The 21,258-nt window shown below is 67.3% G+C and carries 17 protein-coding genes and 1 pseudogene; 5 read left to right on the forward strand and 13 right to left on the reverse strand.

Going from position 1 to position 21,258, the window contains the following annotated elements; genetic code table 11:
* Positions 1–71: 71 nt before the first annotated feature.
* From pilV to HWX76_RS01420, 10 genes and pseudogenes are all read right to left on the reverse strand, one after another.
* A complete protein-coding gene (pilV, locus tag HWX76_RS01375) occupies positions 72–1,775 on the reverse strand; it encodes a shufflon system plasmid conjugative transfer pilus tip adhesin PilV (protein ID WP_176015395.1) in 1,704 nt (567 codons plus the stop codon).
* Positions 1,768–2,247 carry a type IV pilus biogenesis protein PilM gene (gene pilM / locus HWX76_RS01380; RefSeq protein ID WP_050011165.1) on the reverse strand — a complete coding sequence of 160 codons (480 nt, stop codon included), beginning with the start codon at positions 2,245–2,247 and terminating at the stop codon, positions 1,768–1,770. The genes pilV and pilM overlap by 8 nt, the downstream gene beginning before the upstream one ends.
* Positions 2,248–2,299: 52 nt before the next feature.
* Positions 2,300–2,854, reverse strand: a complete 555-nt coding sequence (locus HWX76_RS01385) for a type 4 pilus major pilin (RefSeq protein ID WP_124651090.1) — start codon at positions 2,852–2,854, stop codon at positions 2,300–2,302.
* Between the two features lie 102 nt (positions 2,855–2,956).
* Complete coding sequence (locus tag HWX76_RS01390; protein WP_176015396.1) at positions 2,957–4,033, reverse strand: type II secretion system F family protein; 1,077 nt, start codon at positions 4,031–4,033, stop codon at positions 2,957–2,959.
* Entirely contained in the window at positions 4,023–5,807 is a 1,785-nt protein-coding gene (locus HWX76_RS01395) for an ATPase, T2SS/T4P/T4SS family (protein ID WP_176015397.1), read from the reverse strand. The genes HWX76_RS01390 and HWX76_RS01395 overlap by 11 nt, the downstream gene beginning before the upstream one ends.
* 4 nt (positions 5,808–5,811) lie before the next feature.
* Entirely contained in the window at positions 5,812–6,342 is a 531-nt protein-coding gene (gene pilP, locus HWX76_RS01400) for a type IV pilus biogenesis protein PilP (RefSeq protein ID WP_244137929.1), read from the reverse strand.
* A 46-nt stretch (positions 6,343–6,388) separates the two neighbouring features.
* Entirely contained in the window at positions 6,389–7,705 is a 1,317-nt protein-coding gene (gene pilO2 / locus HWX76_RS01405) for a type 4b pilus protein PilO2 (protein ID WP_176015399.1), read from the reverse strand.
* A gap of 25 nt (positions 7,706–7,730) precedes the next feature.
* Positions 7,731–9,470 carry a PilN family type IVB pilus formation outer membrane protein gene (locus HWX76_RS01410; RefSeq protein WP_176015400.1) on the reverse strand — a complete coding sequence of 580 codons (1,740 nt, stop codon included), beginning with the start codon at positions 9,468–9,470 and terminating at the stop codon, positions 7,731–7,733.
* Entirely contained in the window at positions 9,470–10,720 is a 1,251-nt protein-coding gene (locus tag HWX76_RS01415; RefSeq protein ID WP_244137930.1) for a toxin co-regulated pilus biosynthesis Q family protein, read from the reverse strand. The genes HWX76_RS01410 and HWX76_RS01415 overlap by 1 nt, the downstream gene beginning before the upstream one ends.
* Positions 10,721–11,126: 406 nt before the next feature.
* Positions 11,127–11,445 (reverse strand): annotated as a pseudogene (locus HWX76_RS01420) (transposase); the annotation flags it as partial.
* Between the two features lie 243 nt (positions 11,446–11,688).
* On the opposite strand from HWX76_RS01420, the gene HWX76_RS01425 reads away from it, so the two are divergent.
* A complete protein-coding gene (locus HWX76_RS01425) occupies positions 11,689–13,122 on the forward strand; it encodes a helix-turn-helix transcriptional regulator (protein WP_050011173.1) in 1,434 nt (477 codons plus the stop codon).
* A 181-nt stretch (positions 13,123–13,303) separates the two neighbouring features.
* The gene (locus HWX76_RS01430; protein WP_050011174.1) at positions 13,304–13,771 is read left to right on the forward strand and encodes a lytic transglycosylase domain-containing protein; all 468 of its coding nucleotides are present in this window, start codon (positions 13,304–13,306) and stop codon (positions 13,769–13,771) included.
* A gap of 206 nt (positions 13,772–13,977) precedes the next feature.
* On the opposite strand, the gene HWX76_RS01435 is transcribed toward HWX76_RS01430, so the two are convergent.
* Positions 13,978–14,778: a hypothetical protein gene (locus tag HWX76_RS01435; protein WP_235356130.1), complete on the reverse strand. Its 801-nt coding sequence runs from the start codon at positions 14,776–14,778 to the stop codon at positions 13,978–13,980.
* A gap of 196 nt (positions 14,779–14,974) precedes the next feature.
* Between HWX76_RS01435 and HWX76_RS01440 the strand changes: the two genes are divergently transcribed.
* Both HWX76_RS01440 and HWX76_RS01445 read left to right on the forward strand, forming a co-directional pair.
* Entirely contained in the window at positions 14,975–17,245 is a 2,271-nt protein-coding gene (locus tag HWX76_RS01440) for a hypothetical protein (protein ID WP_244137931.1), read from the forward strand.
* Positions 17,246–17,505: 260 nt separating this feature from the next.
* A complete protein-coding gene (locus HWX76_RS01445; protein ID WP_050011175.1) occupies positions 17,506–18,324 on the forward strand; it encodes a phage tail tip lysozyme in 819 nt (272 codons plus the stop codon).
* A 193-nt stretch (positions 18,325–18,517) separates the two neighbouring features.
* On the opposite strand, the gene HWX76_RS01450 is transcribed toward HWX76_RS01445, so the two are convergent.
* Together HWX76_RS01450 and HWX76_RS01455 are read right to left on the reverse strand one after the other, a co-directional pair.
* A complete protein-coding gene (locus HWX76_RS01450) occupies positions 18,518–18,877 on the reverse strand; it encodes an HrpB1 family type III secretion system apparatus protein (protein WP_050011176.1) in 360 nt (119 codons plus the stop codon).
* Positions 18,878–18,896: 19 nt separating this feature from the next.
* Complete coding sequence (locus tag HWX76_RS01455; RefSeq protein ID WP_050011177.1) at positions 18,897–19,202, reverse strand: hypothetical protein; 306 nt, start codon at positions 19,200–19,202, stop codon at positions 18,897–18,899.
* 283 nt (positions 19,203–19,485) lie between these two features.
* Between HWX76_RS01455 and HWX76_RS01460 the strand changes: the two genes are divergently transcribed.
* Positions 19,486–21,195, forward strand: a complete 1,710-nt coding sequence (locus tag HWX76_RS01460) for a hypothetical protein (protein ID WP_176015401.1) — start codon at positions 19,486–19,488, stop codon at positions 21,193–21,195.
* Positions 21,196–21,258 lie beyond the last annotated feature (63 nt).

The following is a 21,258-nucleotide window of genomic DNA, read 5'->3' on the forward strand; positions in this document are numbered from 1 at the left end:
CTTTCGCCGGTCGCGCCGTGCGTGGCCGTGCTGCGAAGGTGTGCGGTATGGATAGGCTCACGGTCGGGCGCTCAGTAGTAGGAGTTGATCGTCCAGCCCGCCGCGACGGGCGTGTTCCAGACCGTCTGGCCGGACTCCCCGCAAAAGCTGCTGATCCACGGCGTCGTGATACCGGCGTACGTCGCCCAGTTCGTCGTCACGACGATCGTGTAGGTGCCGGGCGTGCCCGCCTGGGACAGCGCGTTGTTGATCCCGCCCGAATCGTCCTGAAGCGTCGGCGTCTGGCTCTCCGTATGCCCGAGGTTGTGGTTGCCGCCGTCGGTGATGTCGATGCTCTGCGAGAGCTGCCCCCGGTTGCCGGTAGGGCCGTTGCACATGCCGTCGTTCAGGTGCGCCCAGGTGGACGCGACGATGATCCCCGGCTTGGCGAGGTTGACGGTCGTCCTGAACGTATACGAGTACGTACCGTTGCTGCCGTTGTACGAATAGGCGCCCGACTGGAAGTTCGTCGCCGGCTGGCCCGTGCAGGCCGAGTAATCGCCCGCGCCGTTCGGGTTGGCCATCACGAGCTGACAGCCCGTGAGCGACGACGCCGGCTCGATTTCGCTTTGCGTTTGCCACCTGCCGCCGCGGCACGACAGCACGCGTCCGTTCGCATCGGTGGAGACGAGCGTCGTGCTCGCCGACGCGGGGGCGATGGCCGAATTCTGCGGCGCGGGCGGGCATGGGTCGCCGACGTTGTGCGCGTTGCCGAGCGCGAGATTGCCCGCTTCGTCCACCGCCAGCGCCTGCCATGTGGCGCCGTTGTACGCATAGGCCCGATTCGTCGCGGTGGTGAGCCGCACGTCGCCCTGATGCGCGGCCACGCCCGCGAGCGCCGCTTCGTCGGCCACCGGCTCGCGCCAGTGATAGGCCGCCTGCGGCACCCAGAGGTTCTGCGTGCCGTCGCAATTCAGGACGTTGCCCGACGCGTCGGCCGCGATGGCGCCGGGCTGCGTGCAGGCGGCATAGTCGATCTGCCGCGCGAGCACGATCGGCACTTGCATCGTGTTCGCCTGCGGATTGCCCGGCACGGCCACGCGGTACAGATAGTCGACGTTCTGCGCCTGCGTGCCGTCGTAGAAAATGAGGCTCGCGAGATGGCCCGTGCCCGTTTTCTTGCCTGTGCACGATGTATTCGCCGGGTTCGGCGTATCGATTTTCCAGGTGCCGAAGGCGCCGGTGGCCGCGCCGTTCGCATTGTTCGTCGCCTGGATCGAACCGCCGCCCGGGCCGGCGTTCGCCGCGATGTAGCCGAGTTCGGGATCGGGAATGGTCCGGCCGCCCTCCGTGACGAGCAGCGCCTGCAACGCCACCGGGTTGGCGCCGCCCGGCGCCGCGTAGACGAGCAGGCACGGCGCCTGACCATAGGGGTTCGTGCCGCCCAACGCATTCGGAAGGTAGGTCGACAGCTGATACGTCGAGCCGGTCATTTTCGCGATCACCGGCGAGGTGGTCGTGGCCTGGGCCGCGAGCGCCGTGTAGTTTTGCCGAATGAGCCGCGTGGCGGCCGCCGTCAGCTGCGATTGATAAAGCGCGGCCTGCTGCGCGCGCGTATCGTCGAGCGACGAGTTCGTGAGCGTGACGAGGCCCGCCATCATCAATGCGGCGAGCGCAAGCACGGCCAGCATCTCCACCATCGTGAAGCCGGACATGCGGCGAGCCGGCCGCGCGCGGGGGCCGCGGCGCCGCATGCCGGTGCGGGCAAGGGTGCGGGTGCGGGTGCGCTCAGTCATACGCTTGCGCCATCCATACCGGCATGCCGTTCGGGATCGCGTTCGCCAGTGCGGCCGGCAGCGGCACGGCCGGGTTGCCGGGAGACACGAGGTTGGCGCCGAGCGCCACGCCGGCCAGCGCCGAGCCCTGCGCAATCTGCTCGATGCCGTCGACCGCGGCCGCGGCCGACGCGGATGCCGCATAGACCACGACCAGGCTGCCCGCATAGCCGGCATTGGGTTGGACGTAGTTCCGCCACATCGGATCGGGAACGGTCGCCCCGAGGGAGGGCGCGAGGCTGGCCGCCGGCACGCTGCCGGCGAACGACGGGTTGGCGCGCGCGAACGCCACCACGGCCTGCCGGTAGGCGCTCATGTTCGCCGCGAGCGCCATCGCCGACGGCGCGAGCGGTGCCGGCGCCGCCTCGGCGCCGAGCAGCGCGTAGGCACCGGTCAGCATCGCGAAGGCGGCGACGATCCAGATCAGGAACATGGCGGGCGACTCGTGGCGTCAATCGGGGCGAAGGCCGGTACTCGGGCCGCGATCAGGCCGAGGTCCAGATGATGTTCTTCGCACCGCCGGCACAAGCCGCCTGAGCGGCGGCGGGCGTGACCGGCACGATTTGCGCCGCACCGCCGATCGAGACGGCCGTCCACGTTCCGCCAGCCGATGCTGCGTTGATGCAGACGTCCGTCGGCACGGAATCGAATTCGATCGTGAAGGTACCGCTGCCGGTGCCCGTCACGGTTACCGCGCCACCCCACGCATCGGTAACGGTATTTGCCGCTGTGTCGATGACGAGCGTCGTCGGGATGATGCCGGCGGCAATGGCGACGGTCGTCGCCAGCCCGTTGTAGCCGTTGGTCTGCCCCATATACAGCTTCTTGACGCCGGTCTGGATGGCCGTCACCTGCTCGGCCGTCTGATTCGACGAAGCACTGCCGAATGCGCCGCGCAGCAGCGCAATGGCGCCGATGACGACGATGGCGGCGATCCCGAGATAGGCGATCGCTTCGAGCAGCGTGGCGCCACGCTGCATGCGCCGCGACCCGCGGCTACCCACCTTGGCGCGAATCGATGCGATGGTCTTGACATTCATGTTGCTCTCCTTGGTTTCCTCAATCGGCACTCGAGAAAGACGTGCCGCTCCTTTCGACACCCGTTCGTTTGCACTGCGCTTACACGTCATTACACGGCAGGCTCAATGCAGACTCCGGGCCAAAGCCGCAATTTCCTGCTGAATTCCGAAGAAGCCGCTGATCAGCCACGACAGCACGAGCGCGAGCACGACGATCGCCGCGCCGTTGACCACGCGCATCTGCGCCTCGATCGTCTCCACGCCGTCGGTCATCCATTCGTTGGCGATCGCGTGCAGCGCCTCGGCGAAGCCCTTGTATTCGGCATACACGCACAGATCGTCGACGATCTCCTCCGAAGGAAACCGGTAGCCGGCGTTCTTCATCGCCTCGCCGACGTTGAGCCCCGATTTCACGCCGAAGAGCATGTCGTCGATTCGCCGCCTGAGCCACGGCTTCGCATCGGTGGCGAGCCGCGCGAGCGAGCGTTCGACCGTGAAGCCCGCCGCCTGCAGCGACGAAAACGCGACGAGAAAACCGCAGCCCGTGATGAGTCGATAGATCGAGTAAGGCGGGTAGCGGTCGAGCCAGATCCGCACGTTGCCGGACCAGCGCGGCATCGAGTAAAAGAGCGCCGCGACGAGGATCGCGAGCACCACGAGGCAGTAGATCATGCCGCCCTGCACGAACCGGGACAGCTCGTAGAGCGACTTCGCCACGCCGTGCCAGTGCTCCGGGTTCACGATCGACGCGAAGCGCGGAATCACGAGCTGGCCGAAGAGGTACACGTACCCGATCGTCATCGCCACGATCACGCACGGGTAGGTCAACCCGCCGACGATGGCCGTGCGGATCCGGCGGCTGTACTGCACGACGTTGCACACGTTCAGCAGCGCGGCCTCGAGGCGCCCCGACTGCTCGCCGGCCATGACGATCATCTGCTCGGTATGCGGCACCCACCACGCCATTGCCTCGGCCAGCATGCCGCCGTTTTGCACGACGCTGCGCCAGTCCGCGAGCGTCAATGCCAGCGGCTCGTTCGGCTTGCGGCCCTCGTGCGACGCACGCAACTCGAGCTCCTCGAGAATCTTGAGCAACGGCAAACCGTTCGCGAGCATTTTCGCGATCTTGCGATAGAGCCGCAGGCGCGCCTGCGTCGTGAGTTGCAGGCGCGCCCAGCGCCGGTTGAGCTCAAGTGCCATAGCCGCTTCCGAGCGGCTGCGGCCGCCCCCCGCTGCCCGGCATGAACGGGCCGACCACGCGCTCCGCCATGCGCGGATCGACGAGGCCCGCCGCCACTTTTTCGAGCGCGTGCTGCGCGACCGTCTGCCCCGCGAGCTCGCCGAGCCAGTACGCGTTCGCATCGGGCTTGCGCCCGGCGCGCAGCAATTCGCAAAACGTCGCGTCGGTGCGCACGACCTCGGCCACCACGGTCCGGCCGACCGTGCCGTTCTTGCAATGCGGGCAACCGGGCCCGGCCACGCGCACCGCGTCGAACCGCGCGCCGACGGCCCGCTTCACGCGCGCGACGAGCCCCATGTCGAGCTGCGCCATCGACTCGGCCAGCGGGCGCGAGCAGTGCGGACACAGCAGCTTGACGAGCCGCTGGCTGATGAGTCCCGTGACGAGCGATTCGTCCGTCACCATCGCGATCGGCAAGCCGAGATCGACGAGACGGTCCACGATCGCGAGCGCGCCGTTCGCGTGCACCGTCGTCCAGACCTGATGGCCCGTCATCGCGGCGCGCAACGCGCTTTGCGCCGATGCGCGGTCGCGCACCTCGCCGATCATGATCGTATCGGGATCGAGCCGCATCGCATTCGCGATCGCGGCGGCGAACGCGAGCGAGCGCGCCTCTTCCGTCGGCGCGTTGACGACGGGCGTCTGCACCGCGCCCTCGATCGGGTACTCCACCGGATCTTCCACGGTGATGACGTGGATCGAGCCGGCCATCTCGCGCAATTGCTTCGTCAGCACGCGCTGCAACGTCGTGGATTTGCCCGAGCCGGTCGGGCCGCTGATGATGTTCATGCCGTGCGGCTGCTGCGCGAGCAGCTCGAACGCGTTCGCCTGCGCCACCGTGAAGCCGAGCTCGGTCAGGGCCGTCGCCTCGCCTGCATCGTTGTAGAGCAGCCGCAGGACCATGACACTGCCGACGCTCGTGGGCGCCGTCGCGATCCGCACGCCGAAAAGCCGGTCCGGCAGCTTGTCCCGATCGCCGATGGCCGCGTCCTGGCGCTCGTTCGGCTTGTAGGTGTTGTCCGATACGCTCGACATCGCCGCATAAAGCGTGGCGAGCAGCCGCTCGCCGTACTCGCGCGTCTGCTCCGACATGCGCACGAGTTCGTTGTGGATGCGAAACAGAATCTCCGTGCTGAAGCGGTTCACACGGATATGGATATCCGACGCACGCGCATCGCACGCCCGCGCGATCAGGTTCTTCGCGACGACCTGCATCTGCGTGTGATCGATGCGCTCGGCGCTGCCGTCGCGGCGCGGGCCCTGATAGCTGCGCCTGATCGCATCGAGCGCCACGAGCCGCGTCGTATAGCGGCAATTGAGCCGTTCGAGCCTCGCGCAGTACGACAGCACGAACGGATTCATTTCGTGCCCTTCGGCCACGAGCAGCGTGCCGTCGTCGAGCAGGCAGAGAAACTTGCGCTCCTCGTCGCTCGCGGCGAACTCGCCGCTGTCGGAAAGCGGGCGCGCCACGGCGGCGAGCGGCAGCGCCTGCCCCGGCGGCTGGCTTTGCGACGCCGTTTGCGCGGGCTGCACCGAAGCGGCGGCGGCAGCGGCCACGGCGCTCAGCACCGGCTCGCGCGACCGCGCAACGGGCGCGAGCGCCGGCGCGGCCGGGGCCGCGGGCTGAACCTGCGTCACGGACGGATCGGTTTCGATCGGCTTCACGGCGCGCGAGAGAATCAGCGGCGTCACGGTTTTGGGCGTCTTGCCCGGCGGTGTCGGAGACGAACTCATCGCATCACCTCGCAGACATCGGCAAAGCAGGCAGCGTCGGCACCGGCGGCACGCCGGGCGAGCCTGTCGACGCCACGTTGCGCGCGGGCTGCTGCCGCGCGCTCGCGGAGACGGTCAGCGTCGTGCGCCGTCCGTCTTGCGATGCGAGGACGATCGCACCCGGGCGAATGGCCGCCACGCGCATGCCGTTGGGCAGCGTATCGCCGGGCCCGACGTCGAACTCCGCGCCGTCGCTCGTCGCCACCGTTGCGCCGAGCTTCTTGCCGAGCCCTTGTGTCGCCACGAGCGACACGTCCGAATACGACGAGACGGTACTGCCCATCCGATGCAGCGCTTCTTGCCGCTCCGCCACCTGCGCCTGCGCGTCGAGCTTTTTCAGCTGGGCCTTGAGGATCATCGTTTCCTCCTGTAGCCGCATCAGTTCGTTGGCTGCCTGCACGGCGGCCGGCGTCGGAACGACGTTCATGCGCGGCGCCGCTTCAGCGGGCGCGGCGGCCGTGGCAGTTGCGGCGCCGGCCTCGCCGAACGCGGCCAACGGCCACGCCCAGCAGCAGGCGAGCACCAGTACAGTCAATGCAGCGTCATTTCTCATAGAGCACTCCGTCGAGCGTCCACTGCCCGGATTTGTATGAAAGCGTCTCGACGCGCACACCCGGCTCGTCGAGGTACCTGATGAGGCTGTCGGGCCGCACGTCGTCCAGTTGCGCCGACATGCGCCAGGTCTGCCAGCGCGGCGCCGGGGGCGGCTCGCCGCCCGGGTGCAGGCGGTCCAGCGTTTGCGAAGCGAGGCTGCGCTGCGGCGCGCTTGCCGGCTGCAGCGTGAACGTCAGGCCGATGCCCAGCAACTGGAAGGCGGAAAGCATGCGCAAGCGCACGCCGCGCACGCCATCGAGCACTTCGTCTCCCCCCACGGGCAATGCCAGCGGCTCCACGTAGCTCGCATGCTCGCCGTTGCCGTCGATCGTCGCGCGCGGCTCCGCCGCCATCAGCATCGCCACGTTCGATCCGCCCCGCGACCAGCTGTAGCTGACGTTCGACGCGCGGCAAACGTAGTCGTCGAGTTCCCAGCCGCCCGGCGCGAGGTGCGTGAAGTGATCGAGGCACGCGCGAACGAACGCATCGGGCCGTGGCTCGCTGGCCCACGGGTGCGGCGCTTCGGGCGGTGCCGCGGGCTTGGGCGGATGCAGCGCGAGCTCCGCGCGCATCCGCTCGAACGCCTGCTGCCGCTCGAGTTCCATGCGGTGGCGCCGGTACGCGACGATGCCGGCCGCCACCGCGGCTGCCACCACGATCGCAGCGGCGGCGATCAGCACCTCGCGCCGCGGTGCGCGCCGCGAGACACGCGACAGATTGAGCCAGCGCGGCAAATGCGGCTTGCCGCCCCGCCGCGGGATCATGTCCTCGATGCGCCGCGCGTAGAAGTTGTGGAACCCCTGCACTTCCAGCTGCGGATCGCCGATGACGACGTTCCAGCCACCGAGGCTGTAATCGCCGTGCAGCCGCTCGAACACTTCCTCGCTGGAACCGATCCAGTCGCCGTTCGGCAGGAACGCGCCGTCGCGCACGGCGAAGTAGGCCCAGCGCCCGTCGGGCAGATGAAACGCGCCGAGCCAGTTGGGCGCCGGCTGCTGGCGTCCGTCGTAGAACGCGCCTTCGGCCGCGATCGTCTTCGACACGAGCGCGCCGAGCGACGGCAAGCCCAGTTGCGCGCCCTCGCGCGTGCTCGCGAAACCCGCGCCCGCGAACGTGCGGTCGATACGCAGCACCATCGCATCGAAATTCAGGCGCGCGGCGAGTTCCACGGCCTCCGCGCGCAGCGCGTGCCGGCGCGAGAGCGATTGCCAGAAAAGGCCGCATATGAAACGCTGGCGGCCGATCTGGATGACTTGCGTCGCCATGACGGTTCCTGTGCCCGAGCGCGCGTCAAGCGCCGTTGATCGCGATCGGCGACAGCAGGATGACGATCACCTCGCGCGTGCCGGACGCGTTGAATCCGCCCATCGCGTAGTTCGACGGATGGCCGACGCCTTGCCGGTTATCCAGATCGGTGATGCCCTCGTAGCCGCTGATGACGAGCGTCTGCCCCGACTTCACCGCGATGCGCTGCAGGAAGTTGCGCGTATCGACGGTCGGCAACTGGATCTGCTGGTTCGCCGGGCCGAACGGGGCAAGGTTCACGAGCGACGAAATGTTGCTGTAGAACTGCATCATGATCGTGCCGTCGTCGAGGATGTGCGGCAGCACCGTGAGGTTGAAGCCGGTCGTGATCGTGCCCGGCGTGAGCGACGTCTGGCTGCCGACGTTGACGGTGTTGGTCGTCGAGATCTGCGCGAGATAGCCTTGCTGCTCGGCCACCTGCACCGGAACGGGCTGATCGTTGAGCGTCGTGATCGACGCCGAGGTCTTGCGGTGCACCGTGCCCTGGGTCGAAAGCGCATCGATGATGGCCGTCGTGCTCGAGGCGCGGCTCGACGGTGTGATCACCGTGGCCGAGAGCTCGCTCGGGTTCTGGATCATGCTCGTGAACGCGGTGGTGATACCGAACTGCGTGCCGAGCGCCTGATAGACCGCGTGCCAGTTGATGCCGTAGCTGTCCTGCGCGGAAAGCGTAACCGAGAGCACCGTCACGTTGACGAGCACCTGCCGCGCGAGCACGCGGTTTTGCTGCTCCATGAACTCGCCCACGCGCTCGAGCACGTCGGGCGTATCGGTGACCGAGATCGAGCCCGTGGCGGGCGAGGTGATGACCGAGCCTACCGGGGAGAGCATCGCCTTGATCGCCGTCTGCAAGCCGTTGTACACCGAAAGCTGCGCGTTCATCGTGATATTCGCGGTGTTGTCCGACGACACGGAGGGCGAACCGGACGTCCCGCCACCGCCACCGCCTCCGCCGCCGATGCCCGCGCCGCCGGCGCCCGATCCGCCCGCCCCCGCGCTGTTGCTCGACGCGCCGCCGCTGTTGCTCGCCCCGCTCACGACGTTCGTATCCAGCTTCGAGTCGCCCGGAATGGCGACGACCTGATAGACGCGCGTGGCCGTGTAGAAGAAGACGATCGCGCCGTCCTCGTACTTCCAGTAGACGCCGAAGCGAGCCGATGCCGTGTCGAGCAGCCCGCGCAGCGTGCCGCCGGAATACGCGATGCGCACGGGCGAGGATACGCTCGGCACGCGCGCGACCACCGTCGCGGCGCTCGTGCTCGGTGCAGGCCCCTGCAGCAGGCCGGGGGGCAGCGGCGGCACGCCGGGATAGGCGCCCGCGCCCCCCGTATCGACCGCGGTCTGCGTCGCGCGCGCGGCCGCTTCGCTCGTGCCCGGCGCGACCTTGGCCGGCAGGTGCGCGAGGCGCGAAATGCGATCGGCGAACATGCGCAGCGAATCGACCGTGCCGTCGAAGCTCGCCGGCTCGTCGAAGAGCTTCGGCAGCGTCGATTTCGTCGCGAGCTTGATCGTCTTGCCCGAAAGCCAGAGTTCGTCCTTGACGATGACGTCGTCACTGCCCGGCACCGCGCGGTTGTCGCCGTTCGAGAGCTTGCCGAGCAATTGCCCCGCACGCGCGGTATCGACCTGCGAGCTGCGCTCGATCTTGTCCAGGAGACCGGTGCACCCCGCGAGCAGCGACAGGCATGCGGCAAGGATGACGAAAGGACGACGGAGGACGCTCATCAACTTGCTCCTTTGGGAACGACGCGCATGACGCGGTTGCGCTGGTACAAGACCACCTGGATCGGCACCTGCGAGCCGGCGAGCGCATTGGTCACCTGACGCAGCGCTTCGGCGAGCGTGCCGTGTATCGTGGCCGTCGCGTCGACCTGAAAATCGGTCGGCACGTCCCAAATGAATTGCCAGCCGGCTTCGCTCGCCCAGCGCGCGAGCGCGTTGCGCACGGAGCCGTCCGACAGGCGCATCTGCCACTCCGTGCGCTCGGGCGGCGCCGCGGGTGCGAACGCCGGCGTGGCGGTGGGCGCCGACGACGGCGCCGGCGAGCCCGGGCCGGACGCCCATTGCGTAGCGGCGAGCAGCGGGGGCTCAATGGCGTCACGCTTTGCCGGCGTGGGTACCTGCGCTCGCGGCGGTGCTGAAACACGTGCCGGTGCCGATGCCGGCATGGCCGGCCCGGCTGCCGGTGCGGGCGACATCACCAGAGCGGGTGCGGGTGCGGGTGCGGGTGCGGGTGCGGGTGCCGGTGCCGGTGCCGGTGCCGGTGCCGGCACGAGCGGGACCGCCAATGCTGCCGCGTGTGTGCGAGCCGATACCGGTGTTGCGGGCATCGACGTCGAAACGCGCGCCTGCGCCACGGTCTGCGCCTGTCCAATGGCAGGCCCCGCCGCGGGAGCCATCGCCGTCGCGCCCGTGGGCAAGGTGGTAGACGCATTCGTGGCGGCACCGTTCATGCGCGACGCCGCGCCGGCCGCCGCCGGGAAAGGCTGCGGCGCGTCAACGTTTGCGCGCCGCGCGTGCGCAGTCACCGAGAGCAAGCGCATATCCGTATCGATGCGCGCCTGCAGCGCAGGATCGACCGACAGCACCTCGCCGAGCGCGTGCACGACCGACGAGCCGGCGCGCCAGCTCACGGGCGCGTCGGCCCATGCGCCCGCGTTCGGCACATTGATGCTGTAACTCGTCGGCATGATCTGTTCGAGCGCGCGCAGCAACGGAACGTCATGGCCGCCCGTGCGCACGACGCCGCCCAGGCGCTGCCCGCCGTCGACGATGACTTGCTGATCGGAAGCGTGCGCGACCGTGCAGGCGAACCAGACGCCGCCCAGCAGCGCCCGAATTGCCGGCGGTATCGCCGCTATCCAGACATTCGCCCTCGCCCGGCTCCACCTCTTGTCGCTCACGCACCTCGGATGCGCCGGAAGCTCTATTTTTTTTGTTGCCACGTTCTTTTCAATCTGCTTGAACCATGCCAATAGCCGCCCTAAAAGCAGTACCGAAAGGCGTCAGGAATTCGAAAGAAATTGTGTAAGAAAACAGTAACGACGCGTAAGGATATCACTACATATCAATGGGTGTTTACGGCAAAGCACACCGCGCCTTTAAGTAAAAAAATACTCTCGGAAAATCGTTCTTTCTCGGCCGGCATGGATGATACAGGCACTGGCGCGAACGCGTCGTCCTCGCGGCACAATCCCCGCCCAGCAAGGCGCTGCGGCCGTTGCCACGTATTTTTTGGACGTTTTGACGCGAATCACGGAATGGCCGCCCGTGGAAATATGCCAGATACAATGATGTGCTATGGCGCCGTTCGCGGGCGAGTCGCCAATTGGGTGCCGTGCGCGAGGTATCCGGAATTCCGCGTGTGACGCGGATTGAGATTCAAACTCCAATGTTTAATCGTTCTGGATAAACAAGCGCGAACCGATTCATGGCGCGCTTCCAATCGTGCCGGGAACCGGTTCACCTGGTCAGGACGTTGCGCAGCGCCATCCAGATCCGTTCGAGCGCTGCCTCATCCGCCGGGAAGCGGTCTCGACCGTCGTTTCCGGGAAGCCCTTCAGGCCGTCGACCACCGCGATCGGGATGTCCTGCACGCCGCGCAGTTTCACGTCGTCGACCGCGCGCAGCCAGAACGCGCGCCTTCGGTCCGCCGGATCCATAGACCGAACACGTCCCGCGTGCCGTCGCCGTGCACCGCGCCAACTACCGCACCGCGGCAACAAACGTAACAAATCACCAAACAATCGCGACGCAGGCCTGCCGCTCGTGCGTGAAAGTCCGCCGCGGCGCCGCCCTCTCCGGCCACCGCCGATGCCGAACCGAAGGTAACAAACCATCACAAACACGCGCTTAAATCGGCCCGCGATGAAAACATGCGCTCACGGCTTCACGAATCGTTTCACGCCGCTTAACGCATCGCTCATCGAGTCAGGAGCACGACATGTTCTCAACGATCTACTTCGCCGCCGCCTCGGCCCTCGCTTTCGACGACACCCCTGCGGACGTCGCCTCGAAAATGCTCCAGGGCCAGTTTCTCGACGCTGTCCGCCACGCCGCACGCCACGCCGATACCGACACGGCGCAAGCCCAGCCCGGCTACGCACAGCTGCAAGTCTGCGCCGACCTCGAGCTGATGCTCGGCCGCCATGAAGAAGCGGAGGAAACGTATCGCCGCGCGCAAAAAGCCATTCGCGCGCATCGCGACGATCTGCGTATCGCGTCGTGCCGCAATACCGGCTGGCAAGCGTTGTTCCGCAACCAGTTCAACGTCGCGCTCAGTTGCTTCAAGCGCGTCGGCGAGGAAAAGGCGGCCACGCCACGCCAACGTCTCGACAGCCTCGTCGGTGCGACACTCGTTTCGTTTCATCTGGGCTTGATCCAGGCGGCGTGCCATCGCCTCGGCGAACTGGCCGCGCTGGCGGCAACGCATGACGATCGCCGCTGGCGCTACCTCGTGGAGGCGTTGCGGCGGGACCTCTTCGCGCAGCACGAACTGCACGGCGCCGAGCGACTCGCCGACCACATCTACTGGCGCTCGGCCATCGCGGAGTTCGAGCCGGGCGAGGCGCCGGTACCCGGCACGCAGCCCGCCGGGACCGTGCTGCCGCTGTTGGCCGAACGACTCTCGCACCTGAACCGGCTCGTGTCGCTGGCCGACGGCCGGACGAGCGCGGGCGAAACGCTCAAGCAATACGTGAGCTGGAGCCGCCAGGCCGGCCTCAACGATTATCACCGCAGCCTGTGCCTCGAAATCACGCTGGCCGCGATCGCCGGCCACGCGACGCCGTTGGCCGAAGCGATGCTCGATGCGTCCGGCGCGGCGAATTCGCAAGGCAGCCAGCATGCGCGCTGGTACCTCGACTACCTCTACTGCCGCGCGAAGATCATGCAGCAGCAGATGCGCACGCAGGAATTCGCGCAGTTCTACGGCCGCTACGCGCTCGCCTCGATTCAGCACGTGCGCGCGGACAGCATGTCGATGCCCGCCGCGGCCGATCACATGCAGGCATCGCGCGCGGCACAGCGCTCCGACGACGTGAGCGCCCGCCTGCCGGCGAAATACCGCCGCGCCTATCGCTACCTGATGGACAACCTCGACCAAAAGGATCTTTCGGTGCGCGAAGTGGCGTCGCATGTGGGCGTGACCGAGCGCGCGATGCAGGCCGCGTTCAAGAACCACCTCGGGCTGTCGCCGAGCGAGCTGATCCGGCGCCAGCGGATGGAGCGCATTCGCGACGATCTGCTCGACGACGGCGCACCGGCCACGCGCGTGCTCGACGTCGCGAACAAGTGGGGCGTGCGCCATCGTTCGACGCTGGTCAACGGCTACCGGCGCGTGTTCCAGGAAGCGCCCTCGGAGACGATGGGCCGCTGAGGGCAGCGGTGTGCGGGGCCAAAGCGCCTGCACTCCCGATCGGTAACACGGCCGGCCCGCGGCTTTTTTCCGCCAACGCCGTCCGACGAAACGCACACGCGTGGGTCGGACGGCGTTTTCATTCGCATGTCGGTGCGAAGCGATTCCCGCACCGCTGCTCTTACCGGATACCGGATGATCCATGATGCGACTATTCATACCCAGGCCGGCGCTCGTGCTGGCGCTTGCCGTTCTGTCCGCGCGGCCCGCCGAAGTGCGCGCGCAGACCCTCGACTGCTTTGCGGCGGCCGCGGCCTATCAACATGTGAGCCCCGTCGTGCTGCGCGCGATCGCGTGGCAGGAATCGCATGGCAACGCGAACGCGCGCCATCGCAACCGGAACGGTTCGACCGATTACGGCATGATGCAGATCAACTCGATTCACCTTCCGCTGCTGTCGCGCTACGGCGTCTCGGCGGACGACCTCATGAACCCCTGCTCGAGCGTCTACGTGGCCGCGTGGCACCTGCACAAGATGATGGTCAAGTACGGGAACACCTGGGCGGCGATCGGTGCGTACCATTCGGAGACACCTGCCGAGCGCGATCGCTACGCGCGTTCGGTGGAACGCATCGTCGAGCGCATGAAGCTGGCGGATGACGGGCAGTAGGATGAGCAGGAGCAGCCGGGAGACCCGGCTGCCCGCGAACGTCATCAACAGGGAAAGCGACGTTGCATGAGGAAGTCGTCCCGTATGGCGAGCGCCAAGGCAAGCGCGAAGCGCGGGGACGAAGCAGGAACGAGGCAGGCAGGACGCGTGGACGAACCGCGGCGTTCGCGAGCCGCGCGCGACAACGCCGCGGCCCGCCGTCGCCGTTACTGCCCCTTCGCGGCGTTCGAAATGTTGCTGGCGCCCTTGTTACCCACCGACGCCAGTGCCGACGTGAGCTCCTGCGACTGCTGGTTGACCGCGGCCGCCATCGTGTTCGCGTTGTTGAGCCGCGTCATCTCGTTTTGCTGCTTCATGAAGTCGTTTTGCATCGCAGCCATTTGCGTCACGGGGTCCCCTGCGCCGAGGGCCGATGGACGCACGATGTCACCCGCCGCATGCATTGCGGTGGACGCGATGCCCGGCGGCATGAACTGACTTCCGGCATGAAGCGCCGAACTCAGCACCTGTGCACCGACGTTCCCCGCGCGCCCCGGCAGGCTGGCGAAGTTGCGCGGCGGCGCAGGCGGAGGCGGCGGCGCGCCGTCGGCCCCCTTGAAGCTGGACAGCCCGTCCAGTTGGCCTTTGCTGCGCGCGGGCGATTGCTTTTGTGCGCCGTCGGCCGCACCGTTCTTCGTCCCATTCTCGAACTTCGCGACAGTGGACTGGACGAGCCCCGGCCGAATTCCTAAGTTGTTCATGGCGAACTCCTTGAGTGACATGACGATTTCCGTCGCCTGCAACATCGCTCGATGTCGGCGCGGCACGGTCCCCGCATCCCACTCACGCGGAGCGATATCGAGGAATGCAAGCGCAAGCTTATGCTCGACGGCATTGCGCAACGCACGCGACGCGACGCGGCGAGCGAAATTGCGAAGCACGCATGCGACACATGCGATGAAGTGCGCAAAGAGATCCGCGGTCGTCGCACCGGCGCCGGCATCGACGTGCGTGTTTTTGCACGCCACTTCGGAATCGGCAGGCTGCCACCGTCATGTCGTTTTACCTTTCCAACACGAGAACCCACGTTCGCAAAGCGCGAAGACGGAATCGACGGGCGAAGGCACGTCGACCGCCTGGACGCGATGAGGCAGCGCGCAAGTCCATCGAGGCCTTTGTCGCGAGGCGACGTCGAACGATCGAAATCAACCGAAAGGAAACGTCATGACGATCAGCAACAGCACGCAAGTACGGTCATCATCGCTCGACCTCCCGCGCAACGACACGCAGCCCGCGCCTGCCCCGCGCCAACGAAGCGCATCGATGACCGGCCCGCGCCCCTCCGGCGGCGCATTGCTCGGCGCGCTGAGCAATGCGCCGGCCTTTCCGGCGCACACCGGCACCGATGCACCGGCGCCGGCGGGCCCGCTTTCGACGACATCGCAACCGGCCGGGACGGCGCAGCCCCCTTCGCCGGCGCTACCGGCACCGTTGCCGGTCAGGCGCAAATCGCTGCCTCCGCGCGCGTCATCGTCGTCAGGCGCCGCGATCGGTCGCGAAGGTAGCGGCTCACGGTCGCTGCCCGGTTCGGGCAAGCTGAGCGCTCAACGTGCAGCCCTGGGAGACGAGACGGTGCCGGTGCTCGACTTGTCGGGGGGCGGGCAGTCGAGCGAAGAATTGCCCGTACACGACGAACCGCAGCCACACACGCCTGCATCGGAGCACGACAGTGCGGCGCCCGGTCAACATCAGGAGCTGGTGGAAACGAAAGCTGCCGGCAAGCAACCGGCCACGTTGCGTTCGGGCAGCCCGCTGCCGCACGAGAAGGACGCCACGGGGCTGACAGCCGCGACGACGAGCGAGGCCGAATCGAAACCCGCGACGTCCCGTTCGGCCAGCCCGGTGCCGCTCCCGAAAGAGCCGCCCGCGCTCGTGGACGAGGCAAGGACGAGCGCTGCCGGCAAAATGCCCGAGACGTCCCGTTCGGGCAGCCCGCTGCCGCTCGACAAGGGGGCGAACCCGGCGTTGCTCCACCGCGCCGCATCGAACGCTTCCTCATCCGCTCCGTCCAGCCCCGTCTTCGATCAACATAAACCCGACGGACACGACACGACGCCCCGAAGCCCGCTCTCCCCGAATCCGGCCAGCTTCGCGGCGCCTCACCGCGTCGCGCACGACATCGACATTCAGGATGCCGAAATCCGGCCCGAAGCAACCGTTCCGAGCTCGTCGTCCCGGATAGCACTGGAAACCCGCACGCTGGCCGCCGGGACATCGGTGGCCGAGGATATCTCGGCGGTCGCGGAACCCGAAGACACACGTCCGGCATCGGCCGCCGCGATCAGCGACCACCTGTCGGCCGCGCTGTCCCGGCCGGGACAAATCCGGTCGTTCATCTCGAACGTCGGCGACATGCTGACTCGGAACCCCTACGGCGCCGCGCAACCGCTCAAAGGGTGGACGGCCAACCTCGTCAACGCGTTCAGTCATGAATTCGTCGCAACCGGCGGCGCCACGCTGTTCCGGGAGTTGTGCTCGATGGCGACCGAAGCCGTCCTCGACAAGACCGGCGCCGGGCCCGAAACACGCGGCGTCATCACGGCCTCGCTGTTCACGGCGGCGGCGATGGGCAACCTGGTCGCGATGTTGCACAAGTATCACACCGGCGCCGCGGACACGAAAACCTACGCGGGCCACGGTGCGCAGCTCATCGCGCTGATCACGACGGTGGGCCTCGCCGCCCATGCCGGCAAGAACGACGAAGGCAACGGGCATCTTGGGCAGCTCGCCGGCATGCTGCCTAGCGCGATCAAATCGTACGCATACCTGGCGCGCGACGTGATCAACGTGTTCCGCCCGCTCGAAGGCAATCACGACGCCGGCTACGAGCACCCCGTCAGAGGTCAGGCGCTCAACGGCGTTCCGTATTTCGGAAACCAGCTCGCCGTGAACACCGCGCAGGCCAGCTCGCAATGGTCGGCCACGTCCTACGTCGACAGCCTCATTCACCACACGAAGACCAACGCAGCGATCAAAGGCCTGTTCGGCTATTCGGCAGCGAATGCCGCCGGCGAGGGGCTGGATGCGATCGGGGGACGCGTGGCCTCGGAAATCTCGACGCACGGCTTCACGGGCAAGGCGCTCGATGAACTGAAGTCGCTGCGCCTGAGCTGGGGCAAGATCGACACCTCCGAAACCAGCACGGCCAGGCAGCTCGGGGACAAGGCGGCCGGCGCGGGAATCGCGCGTCTCAGCCTGTTCCTCTCCCTTTATGCGGCCACCGCCGTGGTCAATCACGCCGTGGGGGGGAGAAGCGATTGGTCCGCCGGCGATAAGAACTTCACGGAGAACGCGTTGGGTGCACTGCTCATCATCGCGGGATGCCTGCCGTTTGCCGCGAGCACGTCGAGCCCGTCGAACCGGTCGAACGAGCGGCGAACGGTCGACGCCGACAACGCGGTGGAACTCGGCGTGATGCATCGCACGACCGCCTGAACACACGGGCCGCGCCAAGCTAGCGAAACGACGAAGGTTCGTGCAGGTGGCCGCATCGGTGGCGCGGCGGCTCGCCTGCCGCAAGCCGCTTGCATCGGCATCGCGGCCGCCACCCGGTTCGGCGGTTCGGCAATCCGGCGACGGCTTCGCATCCGTCAACGCGCTGTAAGCGCCGGGCAATAAATTAGGTTTCGCAGGCGGCCGCTATCGGCCCTCCATCGGCAGCTGATGAACAACGTCATTCTCACGCGGAGAAAATCATGTCTACCACGGCAGTGCAAGGCTATAACGCCGGTTATCTGAACGGCATCGACGATGTCGGCGGCAGCGGCGGCACGAACGAATCGCAGCTCGCACAACTGCTCGAGTTGCTCATCGAAGAAATCAAGCAGATTCTCGATCCCTCCAGCCAGAATTCAGGCGATGCGGGTGGTGTGGGCGGCGTCGGCGGCGGTACGCCTTCGTACTCCGCGCCGCCCGCCTATGCCGGCGGTGGCGGCGCCGCACCCGCTGGCGTGAGCGGCGGCGGTGGCGGCCAGGGCGGTGGCGGCGCGTCGCCGGGAATAGGCGGCGGTGGAAGCGGTGGCGGCGGCCACGGCGGCGGCAACACGCTGCCCAATGTATCGGGCGGCGACGCCGCGCACGCCATCGCACAGGACCTCAAATCGCGCTACGGCCTGACCGACGCGCAGGTCGCCGGCGTGCTCGGCAACCTGCAGCAGGAAAGCGGGCTGAAAGGCAACGTCAATCAAGGCGGAGCGACAGGCGCGCCCTCCGGCAACTTCGCGGACGACAACGCCAACGGTTGGGGTCTTGCTCAATGGGGCGGCACGCGCAAACAAGGCGAAATCAACTATGCGAAGGAGCACGGACTCGACCCGGGCAGCCTCGAAGCCAACATCGGCTTCATGAATCAGGAACTCGACACGACGTACAGCAAGACGATCACGGACATCAAGCAGACGACGACGGCGGACCAAGCGGCACTGGTCTGGGACAAGGACTACGAACAGGCGACCGATCCGCAAATGGAAAACCGCAACAAGTACGCCGAGCAATTCCTCGCGCAAGGTCTGTGAACGCGAACGCGTCCGCCCCCCCGGGGCGTTTGAAGCGCGCACGATCCCGCCCGATGTCCGGGCGGGCTTTTTTTGCCCGGCATTTCCCGCCGCGCGACAACGCCGCTCATCGGCAATACATGGACGACACGGATTCGAGGGAAACGACGCGATGGGATTCGCCGAGCGGGGCCGAAGGCCCCGGCAGCGGCCATCAGTCTCTTTCGAGCAGGCGCCGCATGGCAAGGCGCACGTAGGGATCGCTACTGTCCTCGTGCGCCGTCGCATAGCCATGCCACGACGGATCATCGAGGACTTTCAGACAGATTGCCTTCAGTTCGGGCGCGCGATCGTCGGGCAATCCGTTCACGATCTGCCACGCTTCGTGCGGACGCCCGCGCACCAACGCGATCGTCACGGCGAACACGTGCACCTCGCGCGTTTCGGGGTAGACATCGTGCATGCGCGCCAGCAGCGCCTCGGCCTCGTCCAGCTCGTTGGCCTCGATATGCTCGATGATCGCCTGCGCGATGGCCGGCGCATCGGCCGGCAGTTCGGTAAGAAGCTCCATCATGCTCGTCACCGTCCGTGCATCAGGCTGCGCCCGTGCCTGAGGTCAGCGTTCGCACCGCCTCCTTGCCGCCCGCCAGCGCGAGCGCGGTAGCGGCGCCCTCCGGCGTCAGGTTTTCCGCGAGCGCCGTGCCGCCCTCGAGCGCCTCGAGCCCGCCCTTCGCAATGGCCCCCGCCCCCGCAAGGGCTTCCTTCGGGTTGCCGCTCAGCAGCCCCTTGCCGAACGTCGCCGCGCCGTGCAGCGCGTTGCCGACACCATTGAGGACACCCCCGGCAGCCTTGGTGACATCCCCGACTACGCTCTTCACAATATTGCCGATGAAGCTCATTCGTTTTCTCCTTGATCGTGAACGAAACGCGCGTTCGATGAAACGCGCGACACCGAACCGCGTGAAGGCGGCCCTCGTTCCAATCTAATGAATGCGGATGCGAAAGCGTTCGCGCGCGCGAAGCCGCACCGCGAAAACCGAATGAGCGACACCCGCGAGACGGCTCGGCGGCATGCCGCCGCGAACCCGCTTCGCCAATCCGGACGATGCTTCGCGCGGTTCACGGGAGTGTCATGACCGGCCCGCACAGTCCAGTCCATCTTGTCTCCTGGTCGAGAACATCATGGCGCCCCCACCCAAGCTCGAGTTCCGGTCGCATGCGATCGAATCCGCCGCCCTCACCCGCACGCCGAGCGACCCCGGCCCCTCCACGGGAGCGAAACCCGCGCCGGCGCCGACCCGGCGCGCAAGTGCCGGCGCGCTCATGGACGAACTCGGCAGCCTCGGCAAGCGCCCGTGCGCGGAAGGCCCGCCCGCCGCGCCCGCTGCTCCCCGGCCCGCGGCGGCTATCGCGGCGCAGAAGCCCGGGGTGGACGACATCGGCGCATTCGTGCCGGGTGCCGGCGGCAAGGGCCGGCGCTTCGCCGATTTCGCGCACGCGATGGGCGTCAACCGCAAAGGCATGACGTTGACGGCCTTCGCCGCCAAGCGGCCCGCGAAAGACGGCCTGAACGGCGCATCGACGGCCGCGCACGGACAGTTCGGCTACGACGCGGCGCCCGCCACCGACCTCGTGAACGCGCTGGCCTCGGGCTCGAACGCCGCCGCCGCGCATTCGATTCATAGCCGTTACGAAAACAAGGTCAAGGCGATGCTCGCCGCCGACGTCGAACGCTTCGAGCACCCCGAAAAATGCCCGCCGGGCGCGCCGATGCCCAACCGGGTCGACAACCTGCTGCTGACGAAAAGCAGTAACGGAGAATGGCAATACGACAAAGGCAAGCTCTCGCGCATTGCGCGAGACGACGCGCATCCGCTCACGCAGCATGCCCGCGACGTATTGACCGCCATGAGCATCGCGGAGAACAAGGGCAAACAACGTAACGGCGCGCTCTACCAGTCGGTCACGTCCGCCATCGGCCTGACGGCAAGCGGGCTGCTCATAGGCGGCTCGCACGGCGCGCTGGCGCCGCTCGCGGCATCCGGGCACCTGACCAACGCGGTCAAGGAAGCGCTCGATTTGAAGAAGCCGTTTGTCGAAGGACGGCAAAACCTGCGCAATGCGAAGGCCGCCACGATTCAACGCTACGTCGACACGGTATTGGCCCCGCACGACTACACGGGCCAGACGCGGGACGAGCGCCTGCGCGCGGCGCTGCAAACGAGCCGTGCGAAGATCGACGATCTGCGCGCGATGGAGGCGCGGCCGGAGGACGAAGGCCTGCCTGCGGACGTGCGCAGCCCGCAGGCGCAGGCGGGTATCTATGCGTCGCTCTACGACGATGCACGCCGCTATGCCAACGGCACGACGTCGTTCGGCAAGCGCTTGATCTCGGGCATGCACGCTGAAGACAAGGCGAAAGTACACAAGGATGCCGAGCGCGACATCGTGGTCAAGCACATTCTGTCGATGGTCACCCAGAGCATCGGGCGCCTCGATCCAGCCTCGCTTGCGGCGCTCGCGGGTGCCGACATGGCAGTCGATGCATCAGGCTCGCAACGCGCCAGGCAAGCGCTCGCGATCGTGGCCAACCATCCGCGCGCGAGCCGCAATCGGGATCTGATCGCCGCGCACACGCTACTGACGGACAGCGGCATTCCGAAGGGCGAAGCGGCGCTGCTGCTTTCGCAGCTTGCCCGCGCGCGGCGCGAAAAACCGCAAGAAGCGCCGGCGCCGCGCGATACATCGGCTTCCAGCCGGAGCGCCGCCCCGCTGACCGAAAGCGAGCGGCTCAAACAGATCGCCAACATCATCGGGCAGCCCGGCCTCACGGCAACCGCCGCCAAGACGGCGGAGGACGCCATCAAGAAAAACCTCGGGCTGAGGTCTTGACGCGCGGCGCGGCGTCAGGCGCAATAGCGACGCCGTCGCCGCGGCACGCAGTCGGCGATTGAT

The sequence above is a fragment of the Burkholderia sp. BCC0398 genome, assembly GCF_902833245.1.
GTDB classification, from domain to species: Bacteria; Pseudomonadota; Gammaproteobacteria; order Burkholderiales; family Burkholderiaceae; genus Burkholderia; species Burkholderia sola.